We start from the raw sequence: 20,011 nt of genomic DNA, 5'->3' as shown, positions 1-20,011 counted from the left end.
TTTCGCCGGACCGCCGGGAGGCTTGTATCGGCACATCGCTTCCCAGCCGATGCCATGCGCGCCGAACCAGCGGTCCGCGCATCAGGCCAACGAGCATACAAGGGGAACTGCACGATGCTTGGACCGTCCGCGCATGTCGACACCTTCACGCGCGACAACCTGCCGCCGCAGGATGAGTGGCCGGATTTCCGGCTCGACGGCTTCGACTATCCCGAGCGGCTGAACGCCGCGGTCGAGCTGACCGACCGCATGGTCGAAAAGGGTTTCGGCGACAACACCGCGCTGATCGGCAACGGCCGCCGCCGTACCTACAAGGAACTGTCGGACTGGACCAATCGGCTGGCGCATGCGCTGGTCGACAACTACGGCCTGAAGCCCGGCAACCGGGTGCTGATCCGCTCGGCCAACAACCCGGCGATGGTCGCCTGCTGGCTGGCCGCCACAAAAGCCGGCGCCGTGGTGGTCAACACCATGCCGATGCTGCGCGCCGGCGAGCTGGCCAAGATCGTCGACAAGGCCGAGATCGCGCTGGCGCTGTGCGACACCCGCATCAAGGACGAGCTCGTGGCCTGCGCCAAGGAAAGCCGCTTCCTCGAGCAGGTTGTGGGCTTCGACGGCACCGCCAACCACGACGCCGAGCTCGACCGCATCGCCCTCGACAAGCCGGTGCGCTTCGAGGCGGTGCAGACCGGCCGCGACGACGTCGCCCTGCTCGGCTTCACCTCCGGCACGACGGGCGTGCCCAAGGCGACCATGCATTTCCACCGCGACCTGCTGATCATCGCCGACGCCTATGCCAAGGAGGTCCTGAAGGTAGTGCCCGAAGACGTCTTCGTCGGCTCGCCGCCGCTCGCCTTCACCTTCGGGCTCGGCGGGCTGGCGATCTTCCCGCTGCGCTTCGGCGCCGCCGCGACGCTGCTGGAGCATGCCACGCCGCCCAACATGATCGAGATCATCGAGAAATACCGGGCGACCGTCTCCTTCACCGCGCCGACCGCCTACCGGGCCATGCTGAAGGCGATGGACGAGGGCGCCGACCTCTCCTCGCTGCGCGTCGCGGTGTCGGCCGGCGAGACCTTGCCGGCGCCGGTCTTCGAGGAATGGACGGAAAAGACCGGCAAGCCGATCCTCGACGGCATCGGCGCCACCGAGATGCTGCACATCTTCATCTCCAACCGCTTCGAGGACCGGCGGGCCGGATCGACCGGCAAGCCGGTCGGTGGCTACGAGGCGCGCGTGGTCGACGACGCCATGCGCGAGGTGCCGCGCGGCACCGTCGGCAAACTGGCGGTGCGCGGCCCGACCGGCTGCCGCTACATGGCCGACGACCGGCAGCGCGACTATGTCCGCGACGGCTGGAACTTGACCGGCGACGCCTTCGTGCAGGACGAGGACGGCTTCTTCCACTTCGCCGCGCGCTCCGACGACATGATCGTCAGCGCCGGCTACAACATCGCCGGCCCCGAGGTCGAGGCGGCGCTGCTGTCGCATGACGACGTCGCCGAATGCGCGGTGATCGGCGCGTCCGACGGCGAGCGCGGCCAGATCGTCGAGGCGCATGTCGTGCTTGCCGCCGGCGTCGCAGCCGACGCGCTGACGGTCAAGCGGCTGCAGGACCATGTCAAGGCGACGATCGCGCCCTATAAATATCCGCGGTCGGTCAAGTTCATCGACGCCCTGCCGAAAACCCAGACCGGCAAGATCCAGCGTTTCCGGCTGCGGGCGGAGAAAGCGAATTGAGCAAATCCTACGATCCCTCGGCCGACGGCGCCGAGATGTCGTTCAAGGACCGCATGTCCTACAGCGACTATCTGCACCTCGACGAGATCCTCGGGGCGCAGCAGCCGCTGTCGGCGGCTCATGACGAGATGCTGTTCATCGTCCAGCACCAGACGTCGGAGCTGTGGATGAAGCTCGCGCTGCACGAGATCGGCTCGGCCATGCGCGCCATACGCGCCGACCGGCTGGAGCCGAGCTTCAAGATGCTGTCGCGGGTGGCGCGCATCTTCGAGCAGCTGAACAGCGCCTGGGACGTGCTGCGCACCATGACGCCCAGCGAATACACGGAATTCCGCGACGCGCTCGGCCAGTCCTCCGGCTTCCAGTCATGGCAGTACCGCGCCGTCGAGTTCATGGCCGGCAACCGCAACCTCGCCATGCTGAAGCCGCATGCGCACCGGCCCGAACTCAGCGCGCGGCTGGAGGCGATCCTGGCCGAGCCGTCGCTCTACGACGAGGCGATCCTGCTGCTTGGCCGCAACGGCTTCGACATCGGCGTCGACGCCAGGCGCGCCGACTGGCGCGAGACCCGAGTTGAGAACGAGGAGGTGCTGGTCGCTTGGCAGACGGTCTATCGGGACCCGCAGCGCTACTGGATGTTCTACGAGCTCGCCGAAAAGCTGGTCGACTTCGAGGACTATTTCCGCCGCTGGCGCTTCAATCACGTCACCACGGTGGAGCGCATCATCGGAATGAAGCGCGGCACCGGCGGCACGTCGGGCGCCTCCTACCTCAAGAAGATGCTGGAGGTTGAACTGTTTCCCGAACTCTGGAAAGTTCGCACCCGGCTCTGACCAACCGAAAAACGACGGGAACCCTCGGAGGAGAAAAATGAAGAAAAGTCTTGCGGCCGGCATCCTCGGCCTCTCGCTGGCGGCGACCGGCATGGCGCAGGCCGAGCCGGTCAAGATCGGCGTCATCACCACGCTGTCGGGCGGCGGCGCCGGCCTCGGCATCGACATGCGCGACGCCTTCACGCTGGCGATCAAGCAGTCCGGCAACAAGGAGGTCGAGTTGGTCGTCGAGGACGATGCGCAGAAGCCGGAGCTGGCGGTGCAGATCGCCGAGAAGATGATCCAGAGCGACAAGGTCGACCTCTTGACCGGCATCATCTGGTCGAACCTGGCGATGGCCGTGGTGCCCAACGCCGTGGCGCAGGACATCATCTACCTGTCACCCAACGCCGGGCCATCGGCCTTGGCCGGCGCCAACTGCAACAAGAACTATTTCAACGTCGCCTACCAGAACGACAATTTCCATGAGGCGATGGGGCAATACGCCAACCAGGACTACAAGAAGACCTTCATCCTCGCCCCTAACTACCCGGCCGGCAAGGATTCGCTGACGGGCTTCAAGCGCTACTACAAGGGCGAGCTGGCGGGCGAGATCTACACCCAGGTCGGCCAGACCGACTATGCCGCCGAGATCGCCCAGATCCGCGATTCCGGCGCCGATTCGGTGTTCTTCTTCCTGCCCGGCGGCATGGGCATCGCCTTCATGAAGCAATATGCCCAGTCCGGCGTGACCATTCCGGTCATGGGACCGGCCTTCTCCTTCGACCAGGACATGCTGCCGGCGATCGGCGACGCGGCCCTCGGCGTCAAGAATTCCGCCAGCTGGTCGAAGGATCTCGACAACGAGGCCAGCAAGGCGTTCGTCGAAGCCTTCAAGGCCGAATACAACCGCCTGCCCTCGGTCTATGCCGCGCAGAGCTGGGATACGGCGAACCTCATCCTGTCGGCGCTGTCCAAGGCCAGCGTCAAGGACAAGGACGCCTTCCGCGCCGCGCTCAAGGCCGCCGACTTCAAGTCGGTGCGCGGCGACTTCACCTTCAACACCAACAACCACCCGATCCAGAACGTCTATGTGCGCGAAGTGGTGAAGGAGGGCGACGTGCTGACCAACAAGATCATCGCCACGGCCTTTGAGAAGCACGGCGACGCCTACGCCGAGCAGTGCAAGATGTAGCTGACGGCAAGACTGGACAGATATGCGCGATTATCTGATAATCGCGTATATCTGTCTTGAGGTCGCATCATGGCGCACGCTCCGAAAACACCCGACTTGATCAGCGGCAAGGCCGTCAAGGGCCTGGTTGAGTCACGGGAGCTTCGCGGTGCTCTGGTGCTGGGTCAGCCCGGCGGTTTTGCCGTCGTGGTGCGCTATGGCTCGCACGAACGCGCCATCGCAGCCCAGCGCTCGCGGCAGATCCGGCTCTGGCGGAACCTCAACACCGCGGCGGCCTACGTTCGCGACGAACTCGGCATGCAGCGCTTCGAGATCGACATGGCCGACCATGACGCGGACGCCGTGGAGCGCAGGCGACCCGACACGGCCGAACGGCAGCGCCAATTGCGGGAGGCAGCGGAGCATGACGCGTGGTTCCGGCAGCAGGTGCAGGAAGCGCTGGACGGCATCGAGGACGGCACCAACCCTCCCATCTCGGAAGAGGAATGGGAGAATTGGCTCTCGGAAAAAATTGCCTCTCTCGAACGCCGCGCGGCGAAGAGTGGCCGGTAGAGCGTGCGATTGATCCGCAGCAAACAATATCGGGACGACCTTGACGACATTTTCGAGCACATCGCACGGCAAAGCCCTCATGCTGCAAAGAACACTGGTCTCGAAGTCGAACGACAGGTTCGGCGGCTGGAGGAGTTTCCAATGTCGGGACGCGCGGGCCGCGTGGCGGGGACGAGAGAACTGGTAATTCGGAACATGCCATACGTCGTCGTCTATTCGACAAACGGCGTGGTCGTTCTGCTGCGCGTGCTCCATGGGGCGCGGAAATGGCCGCCATCGCGTTCTGACTCCCTGAGATAGTTCCCGCCCTTGTCCATCGCCCTCCTCATCGAACAACTCCTCAACGGCCTGCAGCTCGGCGTCATGCTGTTCCTCATGGCGGCCGGGCTGACGCTGATCTTCGGCGTGATGGGGTTGATCAACCTCGCCCACGGCTCGCTCTACATGGTCGGCGCCTTCGCCTGCGCGGCGGTGGCGGCCGCCACCGGCTCGTTCTGGATCGGGCTGGTCGCCAGCCTTGTCGCCGCGGCCGCGGCCGGCGCCATCGTCGAGGTCGCGGTCATCCGAAAGCTCTACGAGCGCGACCATCTCGACCAGGTGCTGGCGACCTTCGCGCTGATCCTGATCTTCTCGGAAGGCACGCGCTGGCTGTTCGGCTCCTTCCCGCTCTATCTCGACATACCGCCACTGCTGCAGGGCGCGGTGCCGCTGCCGGGCGGCGGCCGGTACCAGCTCTACCGGCTCGCCATCATCGGTGTCGGCATCGTGGTCGCCATCGGCCTCTATCTGCTCATTTCGCGCACCCGCCTCGGCATGCGCATCCGCGCCGGCGAATCCGACCGCGAGATGATCGCCGCCCTCGGGGTCGACATCCGCACGCTCTACACCGTCGTCTTCGCCTTGGGCGCCGCCCTTGCCGGCCTGGCAGGGGCGCTGGTGGGCGCGTTGCAGTCGGTGCAGGTCGGCATGGGCGAGCCGGTGCTGATCCTCGCCTTCGTGGTCATCGTCATCGGCGGCATCGGCTCGATCAAGGGCGCGCTGCTCGGCGCCGTCCTGGTCGGCGTCATCGACACGATGGGCCGCTTCCTGCTGCCCAAGGCGCTCGCCCTGGCGATGCCGGCGGCACAGGCCGGCCTGATCGGCGGGGCGCTCGCCTCGATGCTGATCTACGTGGTCATGGCGGTCATCCTCGCAGTCAGGCCGAGCGGCCTGTTCGCGGCGCAGTCGTGAGCGCCGCCGTGGGCCGGGAAGCCGTCGTCAACACGCTGCTGGCGCTGCTGCTGCTTGCCGTACCGATCGCCGCCTCGGCCGCCGGCGAGCCGTTCTACGTCACGCTTGCCACCCGCATCGCCGTTCTGGCGCTGGCCGCCGTGGGCTTGAACATCGCTCTCGGGCTCGGCGGGCTCGTGTCCTTCGGCCACGCCGCCTTCTTCGGCCTCGGCGGCTATGCTGCGGGCATCCTCGCCACCCATGCCTTCAACGCCGAGCCGCTGTTTTTCGGCCTGCCGGGCACGACCTCGATGCCGGTCATCTGGCTGGTCGCGATCCTGGTCTGCGGGCTGGTGGCGCTGCCGATCGGCGCGATCAGCCTGCGCACCACCGGCGTCTATTTCATCATGATCACGCTCGCCTTCGCGCAGATGATCTATTATTTCGCCGTCTCCTGGCCGGCCTATGGCGGCGAGGACGGGCTGTCGATCTATGTCCGCAACGCCTTTCCCGGCGTCAACACCGCGCAGCCTCTGCCCTATTTCCTGCTCTGCTACGGCGTGCTGATGCTGGTCCTGCTGCTGTTCTGGCTCATCGGCGGCTCGCGTTTCGGCACCGCCCTGCAGGCGGCCCGGCAAAATCCGGTCCGGCTCGCCGCCGTCGGCATCGCGCCGTTCCGCATCCGCCTCGTCGCCTTCGTCCTCTCGGCCATGGTCACCGGCCTGGCGGGCGCTCTGTTCGCCGACCTCAACCGCTTCGTCAGCCCGTCCATGCTGTCCTGGCACATGTCGGGCGAGCTGATCGTGCTGATCATCCTGGGCGGCAAGGGCCGGCTGTTCGGGCCGCTCGCCGGCGCCATGCTCTACGTGCTGTTCGAATACGCCTTGGGCGGCATCACCGAGCGCTGGCAGTTCTTCCTCGGCCTTATCCTGCTCGGCGTGGTGCTGTTCGCGCGCGGCGGGCTGCTCGGCCTCCTGGCCGGAAAGGCGCGCCATGGCTGAGCCGGTGCTGGAGATCCGCGACCTGCGCAAGAGCTTTGGCGCCCTCAAGGCGACGGATGGGGTGAGCCTCGATCTGATGCCCGGCGAGATCCATGCGCTGATCGGCCCCAACGGCGCCGGCAAGTCGACGCTGATCCACCAGATCTCCGGCTCGATCCCGCCCGACAGCGGCACCATCCGCTTCCTCGGCCGCGACATGGCCGGGCTCGACATGGCGGCGCGCGCCAGGCTTGGGCTCGGCCGCAGCTTCCAGATCTCGTCGCTGGCGCCGGAATTCTCGGCATTGCGCAACGTCATGCTGGCGGTGCAGGCCAGGCAGGGTTCCAGCTTCCGCTTCTTCCGGCCGGTGAAGGGCGATCGCGGCCTGACCGGGCCAGCGCTCGCCGTGCTGGAGCGCGTCGGCCTGGCCGGCCGTGCAAACATGCCCGCCGCCGAGCTGTCGCATGGCGAGCGCCGCCAACTCGAGATCGCCATCGCGCTGGCGCTCGGCCCGAAGGCCTTCCTGCTCGACGAGCCGATGGCCGGCATGGGACCGGAGGGCTCGAAGAGCCTGACCAAATTCCTCGACGGCCTGCGCCGCCAGGCGCCGATCCTGCTGGTCGAGCACGACATGGACGCGGTCTTCGCGCTGGCCGACCGCATCTCGGTTCTGGTCTACGGCCGCATCATCGCCACCGGCACGGTCGACGAGATCCGCAACGATCCCGAAGTTCGGCGCGCCTATCTGGGAGAAGCCGCGTGAGCCTGCTCGAAGTCAAAGGCGTGCAGACCTTCTACGGCGCCTCGCAGGCGCTGTTCGGGGTGTCGCTCGACGTACGCCAGGGCGAAGTCGTTGCGCTGATGGGCCGCAACGGCATGGGCAAGACGACCACGATCCGCTCCATCCTCGGGCTCAACCGGCCGCGCGCCGGCACGGTTCGCTTCGCCGGGCGTGAGATCGCCGGCATGCGGCCGCACCGCATCGCCCGGCTGGGCGTCGGGCTGGTGCCGGAGGGCCGCCGCTGCTTTCCCAACCTGACGGTGCTGGAGAATCTCCTAGCCGCCGCCCGCCGCGGCGCATGGACGCTGGACAAGGTGGTCGAATTGTTCCCGCGCCTCGGCGAGCGCCGCGCCCAGTATGCCCGCACCCTGTCGGGCGGCGAGCAGCAGATGCTGGCGATCGGCCGCGCGCTGATGACCAATCCCGCCCTGCTCATCCTCGACGAGGCGACCGAGGGTCTCGCGCCGGTGATCCGCGCCGACATCTGGGCGGCGATCCGCAGGCTGAAGGCAGAGGGCCAGTCGATCCTCGTCGTCGACAAGACGCTCGCCGAGCTGCTGCCCGTCGCCGACCGCTGCTTCGTGCTGGAGAAGGGCGCTACGGTGTTCGCGGGCACGCCGGCGGCACTGATGCCGGAATTGCAGGATCGCTATCTCGGGGTGTGAGGGAGCGCTCCGCTATCCCTCCCCCTTGAGGGGAGGGTGGGCAGCCGCCGCAGGCGGATGGCCGGGTGGGGTAATCTCTGAAGCGCGGGACGCCAATCTGGCACCGCATTTACCATACGCCGAGTACTGCCTTTGCTATCCCACCCGGTTCGCTTTGCGGACCACGCTCAAGGACAGGGCAACCGCATATGCGTTTACCCCCACCCCTAACCCCTCCCCACAAGGGGGAGGGGACCGGCTTACGTCTCCGCCGAGCACTAATCGTCAACGGTTATGCGTAGCATAGTCGCCGCAAAGTCCCCCTCCCCCTTGTGGGGAGGGGTTAGGGGTGGGGGTACGACGCGGCGAAAATCCTCATCGATTACCATATGCGATTGCCCTCTCCTTGAGGAGGACGCCTCAAGTCACCGCTGCCCTGACGGCAAACCGCTCGTCCTTCCACGCGCCGGTGCGCAGGATCTCCCGCAAGACCTCCACCGCGCGCCAGACATCTCCGTAGCTCAGATACAGCGGGGTGAAGCCGAAGCGCAGGGTGGAGGGGGCGCGGAAATCGCCGATGACGCCGCGGGCGATCAGCGCCTGCATGATCTGATAGGCGTGCGCGTGGCCGAAGGAGACCTGGCTGCCGCGCCGGGCGCCGTCGCGCGGGGTCTCCAGCGTCAGACCGAAGCCGTCGCATTTCGCCTCGACCAGCTTTATGAACAGGTCGGCGAGCGCGATGCTCTTCACCCGCAGCACCGCCATGTCGACCTCGTCCCAGACGTCGAGCGCGCCCTTCAGCGCGCGCAGCGACAGCATCGGCTGGGTGCCGCACTGGAAGCGGCGGATGCCGGCGTCGGCGGCAAAACCCTGCTCGAAGGCGAAGGGCCGGGCATGGCCCCACCAGCCGCTGAGCGGCTGCCGCGCCTCGGCCTGGTGGCGATGAGCGACATAGATGAAGGCCGGCGAGCCCGGGCCGCCATTGAGGTATTTGTAGGTGCAGCCGACGGCGAAATCGGCATGCGCGCCGTCGAGATCGACCGGCAGCGCGCCGGCGCTGTGGCAGAGGTCCCAGACGACCAGCGCGCCGGCGTCGTGTGCCCTGCGGGTCAGCGCCGCCATGTCGCGCAGTTCGCCGGTCTTGTAATTGACGTGGTTGACCAGCACCACGGCGACGTTGCCGTCGATGAGTTCCTCGATCGCCGGGGCGTCGACGCCTTCCAGCCGCAGTACGGCACCCGGCCGCGTCGAGGCGACGCCCTCGGCCATGTAGAGGTCGGTCGGGAAGCTGCCGCCTTCGGCGACGATGACCGGGCGGCCGGGGCGCAGCCCCATCGTCGCATGCAGCGCCTTGTAGATGTTGATCGAGGTGGTGTCGGCGACCACCGTCTGGCCGGCGGCCGCGCCGATTAGGCGGCCGATGCGGTCGCCGAGCACGACCGGCATGTCGAACCAGCCGGCGGTGTTCCAGCTGCGGATCAGCCCCTCGCCCCATTCCTGGCGGGCCGCCTTCTCCAGCTCGGCCAGCACCGTGGGCGAGGCCGGCCCGAGCGAGTTGCCGTCGAGATAGATCACGCCGTCGGGCATGACGAAGCGGTCGCGGAACGGACGAAGCAAATCGGCCGCGTCCATCGCCTCGACGGCCGCGAGATCGGGAATTCCATCCATGGTTTCGGACATCCTTATTCGCGGACGGCTTCGCGCGCCGGAGCCGGCCCGCGGCCGCGCCGCAGGCTGGGCAGCGCCAGCATGGCGAGCACGAACAGGCCGGTGGCGAGCTTCAGGTCGGGCGGCGGCATGCCGGCGGCCAGGCAGAACGACACGAGCTGGTAATAGACGATCGCGCCGACGAAGGGCGCGGCGAGCTGGCGCGCCACGGTCTGCTTGCCGACGATGGCCTCGCCGATCATCAGCGCCGCCAGGCCGTTGATGAGGATGCCGAGGCCCATGTTGACGTCGGCGAAACCCTGCGACTGCACCATCAGCGCGCCGCCGGTCGCCGAGAAGGCGCTGGCCAGGCCCACGCCGCCTATGGTGGCGACCCAGACATTGATGCCCTGCGCCTCGGCCATGTCGGGATTGGCGCCGACGGCGCGGATGGCGGTGCCTTTCTCGGTCTTGAAGAACAGGTCGAGCAGGACGAAGACGACGATGCCGATGATGCCGGCGACAACGATCTTCGAGGCCGGGAAGCCGGGCTGCGTGAACGGCGCCCAGTCGAACACGGTGGGCGAGCCGAACACCGAGAGGTTCGACCGGCCCATGATGCGCAAATTGATGCTGTAGAGCATCGTCATCATCAGGATGCCGGCGAGCAGCGTGTGGATGCGGAAGCGCAGATGGATGAAGGCCGTGCAGCAGCCGGCGAGGAAGCCGGCGACGAGCGCCACGGCGATCGCCATCAGCGGCGAGGCGCCGGCGGCCAAAAGCACGCCGCAGACGCAGCCGCCGAGCGGGAAGGCGCCCTCGCTGGTGAGATCCGGGAAGTTGAGCGTCCGGAACGGGATCATGATGCCGAGCACGACGAAGGCGAGGATCAGGCTCTGCGCCAGCGTGACGGGGACCAGCGCGACGAAGCTGGTGAAGATGGTCTGGATGTCCATGATGATCAGCTCGCCAGCAGCATGCGGTCGGTCTTGACGGAGAAGTGGCCGATCAGGTCGGCGACCGTGATCCGCTTCTTCTCCTCGCCGGAGATCTCCAGCCGGACTTTTCCGGCGTCGAGCATGATGACGCTGTGGCCGTAGTCGACGGCGTGCTGCATGTTGTGGGTCACCATGAGCGTGGTCAGCTTCAGCGCCTCGACGGCGCGCACGGTCGCCTGCATGACGATGTCGGCGGTGCGCGGATCGAGCGCCGCCGTGTGCTCGTCGAGCAGCAGCAGCTCCGGCGAGCCGCCGACCGCCATGATCAGCGACAGCGACTGGCGCTGGCCGCCCGACAAGAGCTCGACGCGCGTGTCCAGCCGGTTCTCCAGGCCGAGGCCGAGCAGCGCCAGCCGCTCCCTGTAGTCGGCCAGACGTTTGGCGTTGAGGCCCAGGCGCAAGGTGCGCTTCCTGCTGCGCAAATCGGCGAGCAGCATGTTCTCGGCCACCGTCATCGACGCGGCGGTGCCCTTCATCGGATCCTGGAACACCCGGGCCAGCCGCGCCGCGCGCCTGTGCACCGGCATGCCGGTCACGTCGTCGCCATTGATCAGGACCTGCCCGGAATCCAGCACCATGGCGCCGGATATGGCGTTGAGCATGCTCGACTTGCCGGCGCCGTTGGAGCCGATGACGACACCGAACTCGCCGGTGGCGAGCGACAGGTCGAGGCCGTCGAGCGCCTTCTTCTCGTCGGGGCGTCCCTTGTAGAAAACCTTACGCGCGGATCGGATCTCGAGCATCCGTCTCTCCCGGCAGGATGGCGGCACGCGGGGCGCCGCCAGCCGTTTCGACTTAGTAGGCGACGGTTAGTCGACGATGCAGCCGCAATCGGCCATCGATTCCGGGATCTCGACCCCGAACGCCGCCATCGCCTTCTTGGAGATCAGCGGGGCGTGATCGGCATAGGCCGGGCGCGACGGCGGGATCGTCTTGGGATCCTTGCCCTTGAGAACCTCGGCGGCGATCTTGCCGGCGTTCATGCCGACCTGGTCGTAATTCACCGCGAAGCTCGCCGGCACGACGCCGTTGCGCACCGCGCCGTCGTCGGAATTGACGATCGGGATGCCGGCCTGGCGCGCGGCGGCAGAGACGGCTGCGACCGCCGGCTGCAGCAGGTTCGAGGCAGGCGTGTAGATCACGTCCGCCTTGCCGGCGAAGGAGGCGATGCGCTGCTGGATCTCGTTGACGTTGTCGACACCGACGGCGACCACCTCGAAGCCGGCGGCCGGCGCGGCTTCCTTGATCTTCTCGAGCAGCGCCACGTCGTTCGCCTCGCCCGGATTGTAGGGCACGCCGAAACGCTTGGCGTTGGGCAGCAGCTTCTTGGTGAACTCCATCACGGCCGCCACGTCCTGCAGGTCGGTGGCACCGGTCATGCCCTCGTCCCCGGACTCCCAGGACGGCACGAGCTTTGCCGCGACCGGGTCGGTGACCGCGGTGAACACGACCGGAATGCCGGAGCCGGCCAGCGCCTTCTTGGCGATCTGCGAGACCGGCGTGGTCACGGTGTAGATCAGCTTCGGCTGCTCGGCCTGCAGCTTGGCGATCATCTGCGGCACCAGCGAAGCGTCGAAATTGGTGTGGCTCTCGGTGTAGACGACGTCGGTGCCTTCGACGAAGCCGTTCTCGGCCAGCGCCTTCTTGAAGCCGGCGATCGAGGCGGCGAGCTGCGGATGCTCGCCGAAATTGGCGATGCCGATGCGGATCTGCTCGGCGGCCGCGCCGCCCAGGCCGGCGATCAGCGCACCCGCCACGACGAGGCCCGACAGCAGGCCGGATTTCAGTTTTCTCATCTGTTCCTCCCGGAATTTGCTTGCGCGCCGCGTTCTGGCGGCGGCCTGCCGGGATCATTGCCCACTCCCGGGACGACTGTCAATATTATATATAATTCTTGCGATCAGCCTTCATCATATATAATTTACCCACGCATTGTGCGGAGGACGGAGATGCGTGAGGAGCAGCACTCCACCAAGACCGAGGCGGCCTACCGGCTGCTGCGCCGCGATATCCTGACGACCCGCCTGCTGCCCGGCTCGCCGCTGAAGCTCGGCAAGCTGCGTGACACCTACGGGGTCGGCTGGACGCCGCTGCGCGAGGCGCTGTCGCGGCTTGAAGCGGAGCGGCTGGTCACGGCCATCAGCAACCGCGGCTTCGCCGTCGCCCCCGTCTCGCGCGCCGAGCTGGAGGACCTTGCCCGCGCCCGCATGGTGGTCGAGGTGCCGCTGCTGCTGGAATCCATGGACAAGGGCGGCAGCGACTGGGAGGCCGCCGTCGTCACCGCGCATTACCGCCTGTCGCGCTGTAAGATCGCCCCCGACGACCCGTCCGACGCGGCGGTCGACGAATGGGACGAGAAGCACGAGGCATTTCACGCGGCGCTGCTCGGCGCATCGACGTCCGCCTGGCTGCTGCGCTTCCGATCCACGATCACCGACCAGTTGCGCCGGCATCATCGCTTCCTCGGCCTGTCGCCGACATTGCGCGCCGCCGCCGGCATGAAGCACGGCTACGAGGCGGCGGTCGCGGCGCTGCGCCAGGCGATGGCGATCGAGCACCACACGGCCATCATGGAAGCCGCGCTCGACCGCGACACCGAGCGGGCCAGGGCGCTGATGATCGACCACATCGGCTATACGCTGCACGTCTACATCCACAGCGAGGACCACGGCGGCAAGCATGCTGCGCGCACCGGCAGCCCGCGCATGAGGTCGGCTGCGGAATGAGCGCCCCGCGCCGCCCGACACTGGACGAGATCGCTGCCGCCCGTACCCGGCTTGCGCCCTACGTGCCGCGCACGCCGCTGCTGCGTCTCGACCTCGGCCTGCCCGACCGGCAGATCTTCCTCAAGCTCGAGACCTTTTCGCCCATCGGCGCCTTCAAGCTGAGACCCGCGCTCAACGCCCTGTTGTCGCGCGACCCCGACGCGTTGCGCAACGGCGTCGCCACCGTCAGTTCCGGCAATATGGCGTATGGCATGGCTTGGGCGGCCAAGGCGCTCGGGGTTCCCATGGCCGCCTACATGTATTCCGGTGCGCCGCGGACCAAGATCGACGGCGTGCGCAATCTTGGCGGCGACGTGCGGTTCATCTCGCCGGAAACCTGGTGGCGATACATCGTCGGCGCCGAACGGCCCGACATCGCCGAGCTTCTGATCAACCCGGTGACCGACCAGGCGGTGCTCGCCGGCAACGGCTCGATCGGCGTGGAGATCGTCGAGGATCTGCCGGACGTCGATTGCGTTCTGGCGCCTTATGGCGGCGGCAGCATGACGACGGGCATGGCAAGTGCCGTCAAGGCATTGCGGCCCCGGGCAAAGGTCTTTGCCATCGAGGACGAGAATGCGGCGCCGGTTTCCGCCGCCCTCGCTGCCGGCCGCATCGTCGAGATCGACACGCGCCCGTCCTTCATCAAGAGCATTGGCGGCCCGTCGCTGGTGCCGCAGCTCTGGCCGGTCGCGCGCGACCTTATCGACGGAGCGCTGACCGTGAGCCTTGTCGAGGTGACCGCGGCCATGCGGCTGCTGTTCTCGAAGGCCAAGGTCGTCGCCGAAGGCGCCGGCGCGGCGTCGCTGGCGGCGGCACTCTCCAGCCCTCGGGCGACCGGCAACGTCGTCTGCATCGTATCGGGCGGCAATATCGACGCCGAAACCTATGCACAGGTGCTGGCGGGCGGGATCCCGAGAGGCTGAACGTCCCCGCCACCCGGCACACGGGGGGCAGTCGCATATGAAACAACCCCCACCCCTAACCCCTCCCCACAAGGGGGAGGGGGACTTTGTGGCCGCCATGCCGTGCGAAACCAGCGGCGATTGACATCTTGCGAGGATGCCGTCCAGTCCCCCTCCCCCTTGTGGGGAGGGGTTAGGGGTGGGGGTGCGAAGCCACCAAATCCTTGCCGGCTGTCATATGCGATTACCCGGCGGCACCCAGCTTCCCCGAGAAACGCGGTTGACATCCCGGCACGACATCATCCAACCTAGGCGCGTTACCTGGGGGGTCCCGACAAGGGGCTGAGATACTGCTGGCATTCGCAGCGCAGTGACCCGTTGAACCTGATCCAGTTCATACTGGCGTAGGGATGGTGCAAGCGCTTTGCATGCCGGCCTGCCGGCGCGGAAATTTCAGGCGGTCAGCCTGTCCTTCAGCAGCGGAGCGTCCTTTCTCCTCCTCTCACCGAACTGGGTCTCCATTGCAACGAGCAAAGGAGCCTCACGATGAATGCCCTCACCCCGACCGTCTCGACCGGTCCCCTCCCCGCCTCGCGAAAAGTCTACAAACCGGGCTCGATCCATCCCGGCCTGCGTGTCCCGATGCGCGAGATCGCCGTGCACCCGACCGCCGGCGAGCCGCCGGTCACCGTCTACGATTCCTCCGGCCCCTACACCGACCCGGATGCCCGCACCGATATCGACAAGGGCCTGCCGCGTCTGCGCGAGGACTGGATCATCACGCGCGGCGGCGTCGAGCACTATGACGGCCGCATCGTCCGGCCGGAGGACAACGGTTTTGTCTCGGCCGAGCGGCTGACCCCCGCATTCCCGATCCGCAACGCACCGCTGCGCGCCACCGGCGGCCGCGCCGTCACCCAGCTCGCCTATGCCCGCGCCGGCATCGTCACGCCGGAGATGGAGTTCGTCGCCATCCGCGAGAATCTCGGGCGCCAGGCTGCGAGGGAAGCGCTTGCCCGCGACGGCGAGAGTTTCGGCGCGGCCATACCCGACTTCGTCACGCCGGAATTCGTGCGCGACGAGGTGGCGCGCGGCCGCGCCATCATCCCCGCCAATATCAACCACCCGGAAGCCGAGCCGATGATCATCGGCCGCAACTTCCTGGTGAAGATCAACGCCAATATCGGCAACTCCGCCGTCACCTCGTCCATGGCCGAGGAAGTGGAGAAGATGGTGTGGGCGATCCGCTGGGGCGCCGACACGGTGATGGACCTCTCCACCGGCCGCAACATCCACAACATCCGCGACTGGATCCTGCGCAATTCGCCCGTGCCGATCGGCACGGTGCCGATCTACCAGGCGCTGGAAAAGGTCGGCGGCGTCGCCGAGGCGCTCACCTGGGACGTTTTTCGCGACACGCTCATCGAGCAGGCCGAGCAGGGCGTCGACTATTTCACCATCCATGCCGGCGTTCGGTTGCCCTACATCCCGCTCACCGTCGACCGCGTCACCGGCATCGTCTCGCGCGGCGGCTCGATCATGGCCAAATGGTGCCTGCACCACCACAAGGAAAGCTTTCTCTACGAGCATTTCGAGGAAATCTGCGACATCTGCCGGACCTACGACGTGTCGTTCTCGCTGGGCGATGGGCTGCGCCCCGGCTCGATCGCCGACGCCAACGACGCCGCTCAGTTCGCCGAGCTGGAGACCTTGGGCGAGCTGACGAAGATCGCCTGGGCGAAGGATTGCCAGGTGATGATCGAGGGCCCCGGCCATGTGCCGATGCACAAGATCAAGCAGAACATGGACAAGCAGCTCGCCGTCTGCGGCGAGGCGCCGTTCTACACGCTCGGGCCGCTCACCACCGACATCGCGCCGGGCTACGACCACATCACCTCGGGCATCGGCGCCGCGATGATCGGCTGGTTCGGCACCGCCATGCTCTGCTACGTGACGCCCAAGGAGCATCTCGGCCTGCCCGACCGCGACGACGTCAAGACCGGCGTCATCACCTACAAGATCGCCGCCCACGCCGCCGACCTCGCCAAGGGCCATCCGGCGGCGAAGATCAGGGACGACGCGCTCAGCCGCGCCCGCTTCGAGTTCCGCTGGGAGGACCAGTTCAACCTGTCGCTCGACCCGGAGACGGCGCGCGCCTTCCACGACGAGACGCTGCCCAAGGAGGCGCACAAGCTGGCGCATTTCTGCTCCATGTGCGGTCCGAAATTCTGCTCCATGCGCATCTCCCACGACATCCGCGCCGAGGCACAGAAGGAGGGCATGGCGGCGATGGCGGAGAAATACCGGCAGGGCGGCGACCTCTACATGGAAGTCGCCGGGCCAGCCGAGGAGCAGGCAGCCGACCGGCCATGAAGGTGCTGATCCGCGGGGGGGGCGTCGCCGGGCTGACGCTTGCCCACGAGTTGGCGGCGCGCGGCGCCGGCGTCACCGTGGTCGAGCGGCGGCAAGGTCTCGCCGGCAGCGCCTCCTGGGCCGCCGGCGGCATGCTCGCCCCCTGGTGCGAGCGCGAGAGCGCCGAGGAGGCCGTGCTCACGATGGGACGCACCGCCGCCGGCTGGTGGGACGCCGCCCTTCCCGGCCATGTCATCCGCAACGGCACGCTGGTGCTGGCGCCGCCGCGCGACTGGGGCGAGCTCGACCGCTTCGCCCGCCGCACCGGCGGTCATCGGATCGTCGACGCCGCCGCCATCGAGGCGCTCGAGCCGGACCTTGCCGGCCGCTTCGGCCGCGCCCTGTTCTTCGCCGGCGAGGCGCATCTCGATCCGCGCCTTGCCCTCAGGGCGCTGCAGGCCAAGCTCGCGGTCCTGGGCGTGCGCTTCGCCTTCGGCTACGGCGCGGTATACGGGCCGCAGGACGCCGATGCCGAGGCCGACTGCACCGGCATCGCCGCGCGCCGGCCCGGCCTGCGCGCCATACGCGGCGAGATGCTTTTGCTGCGCTGCCCCGACATCTCGCTGGCGCGGCCGGTGCGGCTGCTGCACCCGCGTTTCCCGGTCTATGTCGTGCCGCGCGCCGACCACCTGTTCATGGTCGGCGCCACCATGGTCGAGAGCGCGGCGACGGGGCCGGTCACCGCACGCTCGGCCATGGAACTGCTCAACGCCGCCTATGCGCTGCACCCCGCCTTCGGCGAGGCCGAGATCGTTGAGGCAGGCGTCGGCCTGCGCCCGGCCTATCCCGACAACCTTCCTCGCGTTGAGCATGAAGGACGAAGATTTTCCGTCAACGGACTCTACCGCCACGGTTTTCTGCTGGCGCCGGCGATGGCGCGGCAGGCCGCCGACCTCGTCTTCGCGCACTGCCTGAGGTCCGCCGAAGGAGCGCGCCCATGAAACTCATCGTCAACGGCGAGAGCTGCGAGGCGCAGGCCGAGACGCTCGCCGCGCTGCTTGCCGAGCTCGATTACGACGGCAACTGGCTGGCGACCGCCGTCAACGGCGAGGTCGTGCCAAGAGCCGCCCGCCCCGCCTGCCGCCTGTCCGACGGCGACCGCATCGAAATCCTCTCCCCCATGAAAGGAGGCTGAACCATGCTCACGCTCTATGGAACGGAGGTTTCCTCGCGGCTGCTGCTCGGCACCGCGCTCTACCCCTCGCCGGCAGTCATGGCGGAGGCTGTGAGGCGATCCGGGACGGAGATCGTCACCGTGTCGCTGCGCCGCGAGACGGCGGGCGGCCGGAGCGGCGGCGAGTTCTGGTCGCTGATCCGCTCGCTCGGCGTGCGCGTGCTGCCCAACACGGCCGGCTGCCACTCGGTCAAGGAGGCGGTGACCACCGCCCGCATGGCGCGTGAGGTATTTGCCACCGACTGGATCAAGCTCGAGGTCATCGGCAATCACGACACGCTGCAGCCCGACGTGTTCGGCCTGGTCGAGGCGGCCCGCATCCTCGCCGCCGAGGGATTCCAGGTGTTTCCCTACACGACCGACGACCTCGTCGTCGCCGAGCGCCTGATGGACGCCGGCTGCAGGCTGCTGATGCCGTGGTGCGCGCCGATCGGCTCGGCACGCGGCCCGCAGAACATCGACGCGCTGCGCAGCCTGCGTGCCCATTTCCCCGACCTGCCGCTCATCGTCGACGCCGGCATCGGCCGTCCCTCCCACGCGGCGGCGGTGATGGAGCTGGGCTACGACGCCGTGCTGCTCAACACGGCGGTGGCGAAGGCCGGCGATCCCGCCGCCATGGCGGCCGCCTTCGCCGGGGCGATCGACGTTGGTCGCGCTGCCTGGCTCGCCGGCATGCTGGAGCCGCGCGACATGGCCGTCCCCTCGACGCCGGTGATCGGCCAGGCGGTGTTCTCGTGAGGCTCGACCCGTTCTATCTGATCGTCGATTCCGCCGCCTGGATCGAGCGGCTGGTGCCGCTCGGCATCAGGCTGGTGCAATTGCGCATCAAGGACATGGACGAGGCTGCGCTGCGCGCCGAAATCCGCACTGCGAAGGCCACCTGCGTCCGCCACGGCTGCCAGCTCATCGTCAACGATTATTGGCGGATCGCCATCGAGGAAGGCTGCGACTTCGTCCATCTCGGCCAGGAGGACCTTGCGACGGCCGATGTCGGCGCGATCCGACGCGCAGGGCTGAAGCTCGGCCTCAGCACCCACGACCATGCCGAGCTCGACACCGCGCTTGCCGCGAAACCCGACTATGTGGCGCTCGGCCCCGTCTATCCGACCATCCTCAAGAAGATGAGATGGGCGCCGCAAGGTCTTGACCGCATTGCCGAATGGAAGCGCCTCGTCGCCCCCCTGCCGCTCGTCGCCATAGGCGGGCTGACGCCGGAGCGGCTTGCCGGGGTGTTCGAGCACGGCGCCGACAGCGCCGCCGTCGTCACCGACATCACTCGTAACGCCGATCCGGAAGCCCGCACCCGCGAATGGATCGCGACGACGGCACGCTGGCGATGACAGCACATGTGCTGATCGTCGCCGGCTCGGATTCTTCCGGCGGCGCCGGCATCGCCCGCGACATCGAGACCGTCTCCGCCGTCGGCGCCAGAACCTGCCTGGCGGTGACCGCCGTCACCGTCCAGACGCATGAGGCGGTGAAGCAGGTCGAGCCCATGCCGGCGGCGCTGGTCGCCCGGCAGATGCGGGCGGCCCTGTCCGCCAATCCCGTCGCGGCGGTTAAGATCGGCATGCTCGGCGCAGCGGCGACCGTCGAGGCGGTCGCCGGCGTGCTCGCCGACCATCCGGCATTGCCGGCCGTGCTCGATCCGGTGCTGGCCGCTACATCGGGAGGATCGCTGCTGGCGGACGATGCGCTGACCGTCCTGAGGGAGAGCCTGATGCCGCTCTGCCTGCTGGTCACGCCCAACATTCCCGAGCTGGCCGCCCTCACTGGCTCCGCGCCGGCCAAGGACGAGGCCGATCTCATCTGCCAGGGCGGGATGCTGCTCGCCGCCGGCATCCCGGCGCTGCTGGTCAAGGGCGGACACGCGGCGGAGAACCGCGCGACCGACCTGCTGCTCCGCCCCGACCTGCCGCCGCTGCGCCTCGACGCCCCGCGCCTGCACGCCACGATGCGCGGCACCGGCTGCATGCTCTCCAGCGCCATCGCGGCGCATCTGGCTTTGGAAGAGGCGCTGGAGGAAAGTGTGCAAAAGGCAAAGGCTTTTGTGTTCGGCAAGCTGGGCTCTGTCGCTCATCGCCCTGCCGGGCACTTCTCCCCGTAGACGGCAAGCTATCGCATATGAGTTGTATAGGAGGACAGACAGCTCTGCGTCGTCATTCCGGGGCCGCGCAGCGGAACCCGGAATCCAGAG

At 67.7% G+C, this 20,011-nt stretch carries 21 protein-coding genes and 1 riboswitch; of the genes, 17 read left to right on the top strand and 4 right to left on the bottom strand.

Annotation, left to right across the window (positions count from 1 at the left end):
- Positions 1 to 114: 114 nt before the first annotated feature.
- The 9 genes from AC5JDC_RS29120 to AC5JDC_RS29080 all read left to right on the top strand — a co-directional run bounded on the left by AC5JDC_RS29120 (position 115) and on the right by AC5JDC_RS29080 (position 7,934).
- The gene (locus AC5JDC_RS29120) at positions 115 to 1,740 is read left to right on the top strand and encodes a benzoate-CoA ligase family protein (RefSeq protein WP_495847031.1); all 1,626 of its coding nucleotides are present in this window, start codon (positions 115 to 117) and stop codon (positions 1,738 to 1,740) included.
- The gene (gene kynA, locus AC5JDC_RS29115; RefSeq protein ID WP_495847029.1) at positions 1,737 to 2,573 is read left to right on the top strand and encodes a tryptophan 2,3-dioxygenase; all 837 of its coding nucleotides are present in this window, start codon (positions 1,737 to 1,739) and stop codon (positions 2,571 to 2,573) included. Before AC5JDC_RS29120 ends, kynA begins: the two co-directional genes overlap by 4 nt.
- Positions 2,574 to 2,610: 37 nt before the next feature.
- Positions 2,611 to 3,747, top strand: coding sequence for an ABC transporter substrate-binding protein (locus AC5JDC_RS29110; protein ID WP_495847027.1), 1,137 nt, complete (start codon positions 2,611 to 2,613; stop codon positions 3,745 to 3,747).
- Between the two features lie 69 nt (positions 3,748 to 3,816).
- Positions 3,817 to 4,299 (top strand): hypothetical protein, encoded by a 483-nt coding sequence (locus AC5JDC_RS29105; protein ID WP_495847025.1) that lies wholly within the window; start codon positions 3,817 to 3,819, stop codon positions 4,297 to 4,299.
- A gap of 3 nt (positions 4,300 to 4,302) precedes the next feature.
- On the top strand, positions 4,303 to 4,599 hold the full coding sequence (locus AC5JDC_RS29100; protein ID WP_495847023.1) for a type II toxin-antitoxin system RelE/ParE family toxin: 297 nt from the start codon (positions 4,303 to 4,305) through the stop codon (positions 4,597 to 4,599).
- 9 nt (positions 4,600 to 4,608) lie between these two features.
- A complete protein-coding gene (locus AC5JDC_RS29095) occupies positions 4,609 to 5,529 on the top strand; it encodes a branched-chain amino acid ABC transporter permease (protein ID WP_495847021.1) in 921 nt (306 codons plus the stop codon).
- Positions 5,526 to 6,509 (top strand): branched-chain amino acid ABC transporter permease, encoded by a 984-nt coding sequence (locus tag AC5JDC_RS29090; protein WP_495847019.1) that lies wholly within the window; start codon positions 5,526 to 5,528, stop codon positions 6,507 to 6,509. The genes AC5JDC_RS29095 and AC5JDC_RS29090 overlap by 4 nt, the downstream gene beginning before the upstream one ends.
- Complete coding sequence (locus AC5JDC_RS29085) at positions 6,502 to 7,251, top strand: ABC transporter ATP-binding protein (protein ID WP_495847017.1); 750 nt, start codon at positions 6,502 to 6,504, stop codon at positions 7,249 to 7,251. The genes AC5JDC_RS29090 and AC5JDC_RS29085 overlap by 8 nt, the downstream gene beginning before the upstream one ends.
- Positions 7,248 to 7,934, top strand: a complete 687-nt coding sequence (locus AC5JDC_RS29080) for an ABC transporter ATP-binding protein (protein WP_495847015.1) — start codon at positions 7,248 to 7,250, stop codon at positions 7,932 to 7,934. The genes AC5JDC_RS29085 and AC5JDC_RS29080 overlap by 4 nt, the downstream gene beginning before the upstream one ends.
- A 399-nt stretch (positions 7,935 to 8,333) precedes the next feature.
- On the opposite strand, the gene kynU is transcribed toward AC5JDC_RS29080, so the two are convergent.
- The 4 genes from kynU to AC5JDC_RS29060 form a co-directional block, all read right to left on the bottom strand.
- Positions 8,334 to 9,581, bottom strand: coding sequence for a kynureninase (gene kynU, locus AC5JDC_RS29075; protein WP_495847013.1), 1,248 nt, complete (start codon positions 9,579 to 9,581; stop codon positions 8,334 to 8,336).
- Between the two features lie 14 nt (positions 9,582 to 9,595).
- A complete protein-coding gene (locus tag AC5JDC_RS29070; protein WP_495847011.1) occupies positions 9,596 to 10,516 on the bottom strand; it encodes an ABC transporter permease in 921 nt (306 codons plus the stop codon).
- Between the two features lie 5 nt (positions 10,517 to 10,521).
- Positions 10,522 to 11,301 carry an ABC transporter ATP-binding protein gene (locus AC5JDC_RS29065; protein ID WP_106771327.1) on the bottom strand — a complete coding sequence of 260 codons (780 nt, stop codon included), beginning with the start codon at positions 11,299 to 11,301 and terminating at the stop codon, positions 10,522 to 10,524.
- Positions 11,302 to 11,367: 66 nt separating this feature from the next.
- Positions 11,368 to 12,354, bottom strand: coding sequence for an ABC transporter substrate-binding protein (locus tag AC5JDC_RS29060; RefSeq protein WP_106771328.1), 987 nt, complete (start codon positions 12,352 to 12,354; stop codon positions 11,368 to 11,370).
- A 153-nt stretch (positions 12,355 to 12,507) separates the two neighbouring features.
- On the opposite strand from AC5JDC_RS29060, the gene AC5JDC_RS29055 reads away from it, so the two are divergent.
- From AC5JDC_RS29055 to AC5JDC_RS29020, 8 genes are all read left to right on the top strand, one after another.
- A complete protein-coding gene (locus AC5JDC_RS29055) occupies positions 12,508 to 13,284 on the top strand; it encodes a GntR family transcriptional regulator (RefSeq protein WP_495847008.1) in 777 nt (258 codons plus the stop codon).
- The gene (locus AC5JDC_RS29050; protein ID WP_495847006.1) at positions 13,281 to 14,249 is read left to right on the top strand and encodes a threonine ammonia-lyase; all 969 of its coding nucleotides are present in this window, start codon (positions 13,281 to 13,283) and stop codon (positions 14,247 to 14,249) included. The genes AC5JDC_RS29055 and AC5JDC_RS29050 overlap by 4 nt, the downstream gene beginning before the upstream one ends.
- Positions 14,250 to 14,540: 291 nt before the next feature.
- A riboswitch (TPP riboswitch) is annotated at positions 14,541 to 14,657 on the top strand.
- A gap of 117 nt (positions 14,658 to 14,774) precedes the next feature.
- Complete coding sequence (gene thiC, locus AC5JDC_RS29045; protein ID WP_495847005.1) at positions 14,775 to 16,601, top strand: phosphomethylpyrimidine synthase ThiC; 1,827 nt, start codon at positions 14,775 to 14,777, stop codon at positions 16,599 to 16,601.
- Positions 16,598 to 17,581, top strand: coding sequence for a glycine oxidase ThiO (gene thiO, locus AC5JDC_RS29040; protein ID WP_495847004.1), 984 nt, complete (start codon positions 16,598 to 16,600; stop codon positions 17,579 to 17,581). Before thiC ends, thiO begins: the two co-directional genes overlap by 4 nt.
- Entirely contained in the window at positions 17,578 to 17,775 is a 198-nt protein-coding gene (thiS, locus tag AC5JDC_RS29035; protein ID WP_495847003.1) for a sulfur carrier protein ThiS, read from the top strand. The genes thiO and thiS overlap by 4 nt, the downstream gene beginning before the upstream one ends.
- A 3-nt stretch (positions 17,776 to 17,778) precedes the next feature.
- Complete coding sequence (locus AC5JDC_RS29030) at positions 17,779 to 18,552, top strand: thiazole synthase (protein ID WP_495847001.1); 774 nt, start codon at positions 17,779 to 17,781, stop codon at positions 18,550 to 18,552.
- Positions 18,549 to 19,154 carry a thiamine phosphate synthase gene (locus tag AC5JDC_RS29025; RefSeq protein WP_495846999.1) on the top strand — a complete coding sequence of 202 codons (606 nt, stop codon included), beginning with the start codon at positions 18,549 to 18,551 and terminating at the stop codon, positions 19,152 to 19,154. The genes AC5JDC_RS29030 and AC5JDC_RS29025 overlap by 4 nt, the downstream gene beginning before the upstream one ends.
- Positions 19,124 to 19,921: a hydroxymethylpyrimidine/phosphomethylpyrimidine kinase gene (locus tag AC5JDC_RS29020; protein ID WP_495846997.1), complete on the top strand. Its 798-nt coding sequence runs from the start codon at positions 19,124 to 19,126 to the stop codon at positions 19,919 to 19,921. The genes AC5JDC_RS29025 and AC5JDC_RS29020 overlap by 31 nt, the downstream gene beginning before the upstream one ends.
- Positions 19,922 to 20,011 lie beyond the last annotated feature (90 nt).

Source organism: Kumtagia sp., assembly GCF_059502445.1.
Note: the sequence above shows the minus strand (reverse complement) of the source record. Positions and strands in the feature narration are given on the sequence as shown.

Coding starts and splice junctions, on each gene's coding strand:
- thiO (WP_495847004.1), top strand. CDS start 16,598: ATGAAGGTGCTGATCCGCGGGGGGGGCGTCGCCGGGCTGACGCTTGCC.
- thiC (WP_495847005.1), top strand. CDS start 14,775: ATGAATGCCCTCACCCCGACCGTCTCGACCGGTCCCCTCCCCGCCTCG.
- AC5JDC_RS29065 (WP_106771327.1), bottom strand. CDS start 11,301: ATGCTCGAGATCCGATCCGCGCGTAAGGTTTTCTACAAGGGACGCCCC.
- AC5JDC_RS29120 (WP_495847031.1), top strand. CDS start 115: ATGCTTGGACCGTCCGCGCATGTCGACACCTTCACGCGCGACAACCTG.
- AC5JDC_RS29070 (WP_495847011.1), bottom strand. CDS start 10,516: ATGGACATCCAGACCATCTTCACCAGCTTCGTCGCGCTGGTCCCCGTC.
- AC5JDC_RS29055 (WP_495847008.1), top strand. CDS start 12,508: ATGCGTGAGGAGCAGCACTCCACCAAGACCGAGGCGGCCTACCGGCTG.
- thiS (WP_495847003.1), top strand. CDS start 17,578: ATGAAACTCATCGTCAACGGCGAGAGCTGCGAGGCGCAGGCCGAGACG.
- AC5JDC_RS29085 (WP_495847017.1), top strand. CDS start 6,502: ATGGCTGAGCCGGTGCTGGAGATCCGCGACCTGCGCAAGAGCTTTGGC.
- AC5JDC_RS29050 (WP_495847006.1), top strand. CDS start 13,281: ATGAGCGCCCCGCGCCGCCCGACACTGGACGAGATCGCTGCCGCCCGT.
- AC5JDC_RS29020 (WP_495846997.1), top strand. CDS start 19,124: ATGGATCGCGACGACGGCACGCTGGCGATGACAGCACATGTGCTGATC.
- kynU (WP_495847013.1), bottom strand. CDS start 9,581: ATGGATGGAATTCCCGATCTCGCGGCCGTCGAGGCGATGGACGCGGCC.
- AC5JDC_RS29060 (WP_106771328.1), bottom strand. CDS start 12,354: ATGAGAAAACTGAAATCCGGCCTGCTGTCGGGCCTCGTCGTGGCGGGT.
- AC5JDC_RS29030 (WP_495847001.1), top strand. CDS start 17,779: ATGCTCACGCTCTATGGAACGGAGGTTTCCTCGCGGCTGCTGCTCGGC.
- AC5JDC_RS29110 (WP_495847027.1), top strand. CDS start 2,611: ATGAAGAAAAGTCTTGCGGCCGGCATCCTCGGCCTCTCGCTGGCGGCG.
- AC5JDC_RS29105 (WP_495847025.1), top strand. CDS start 3,817: ATGGCGCACGCTCCGAAAACACCCGACTTGATCAGCGGCAAGGCCGTC.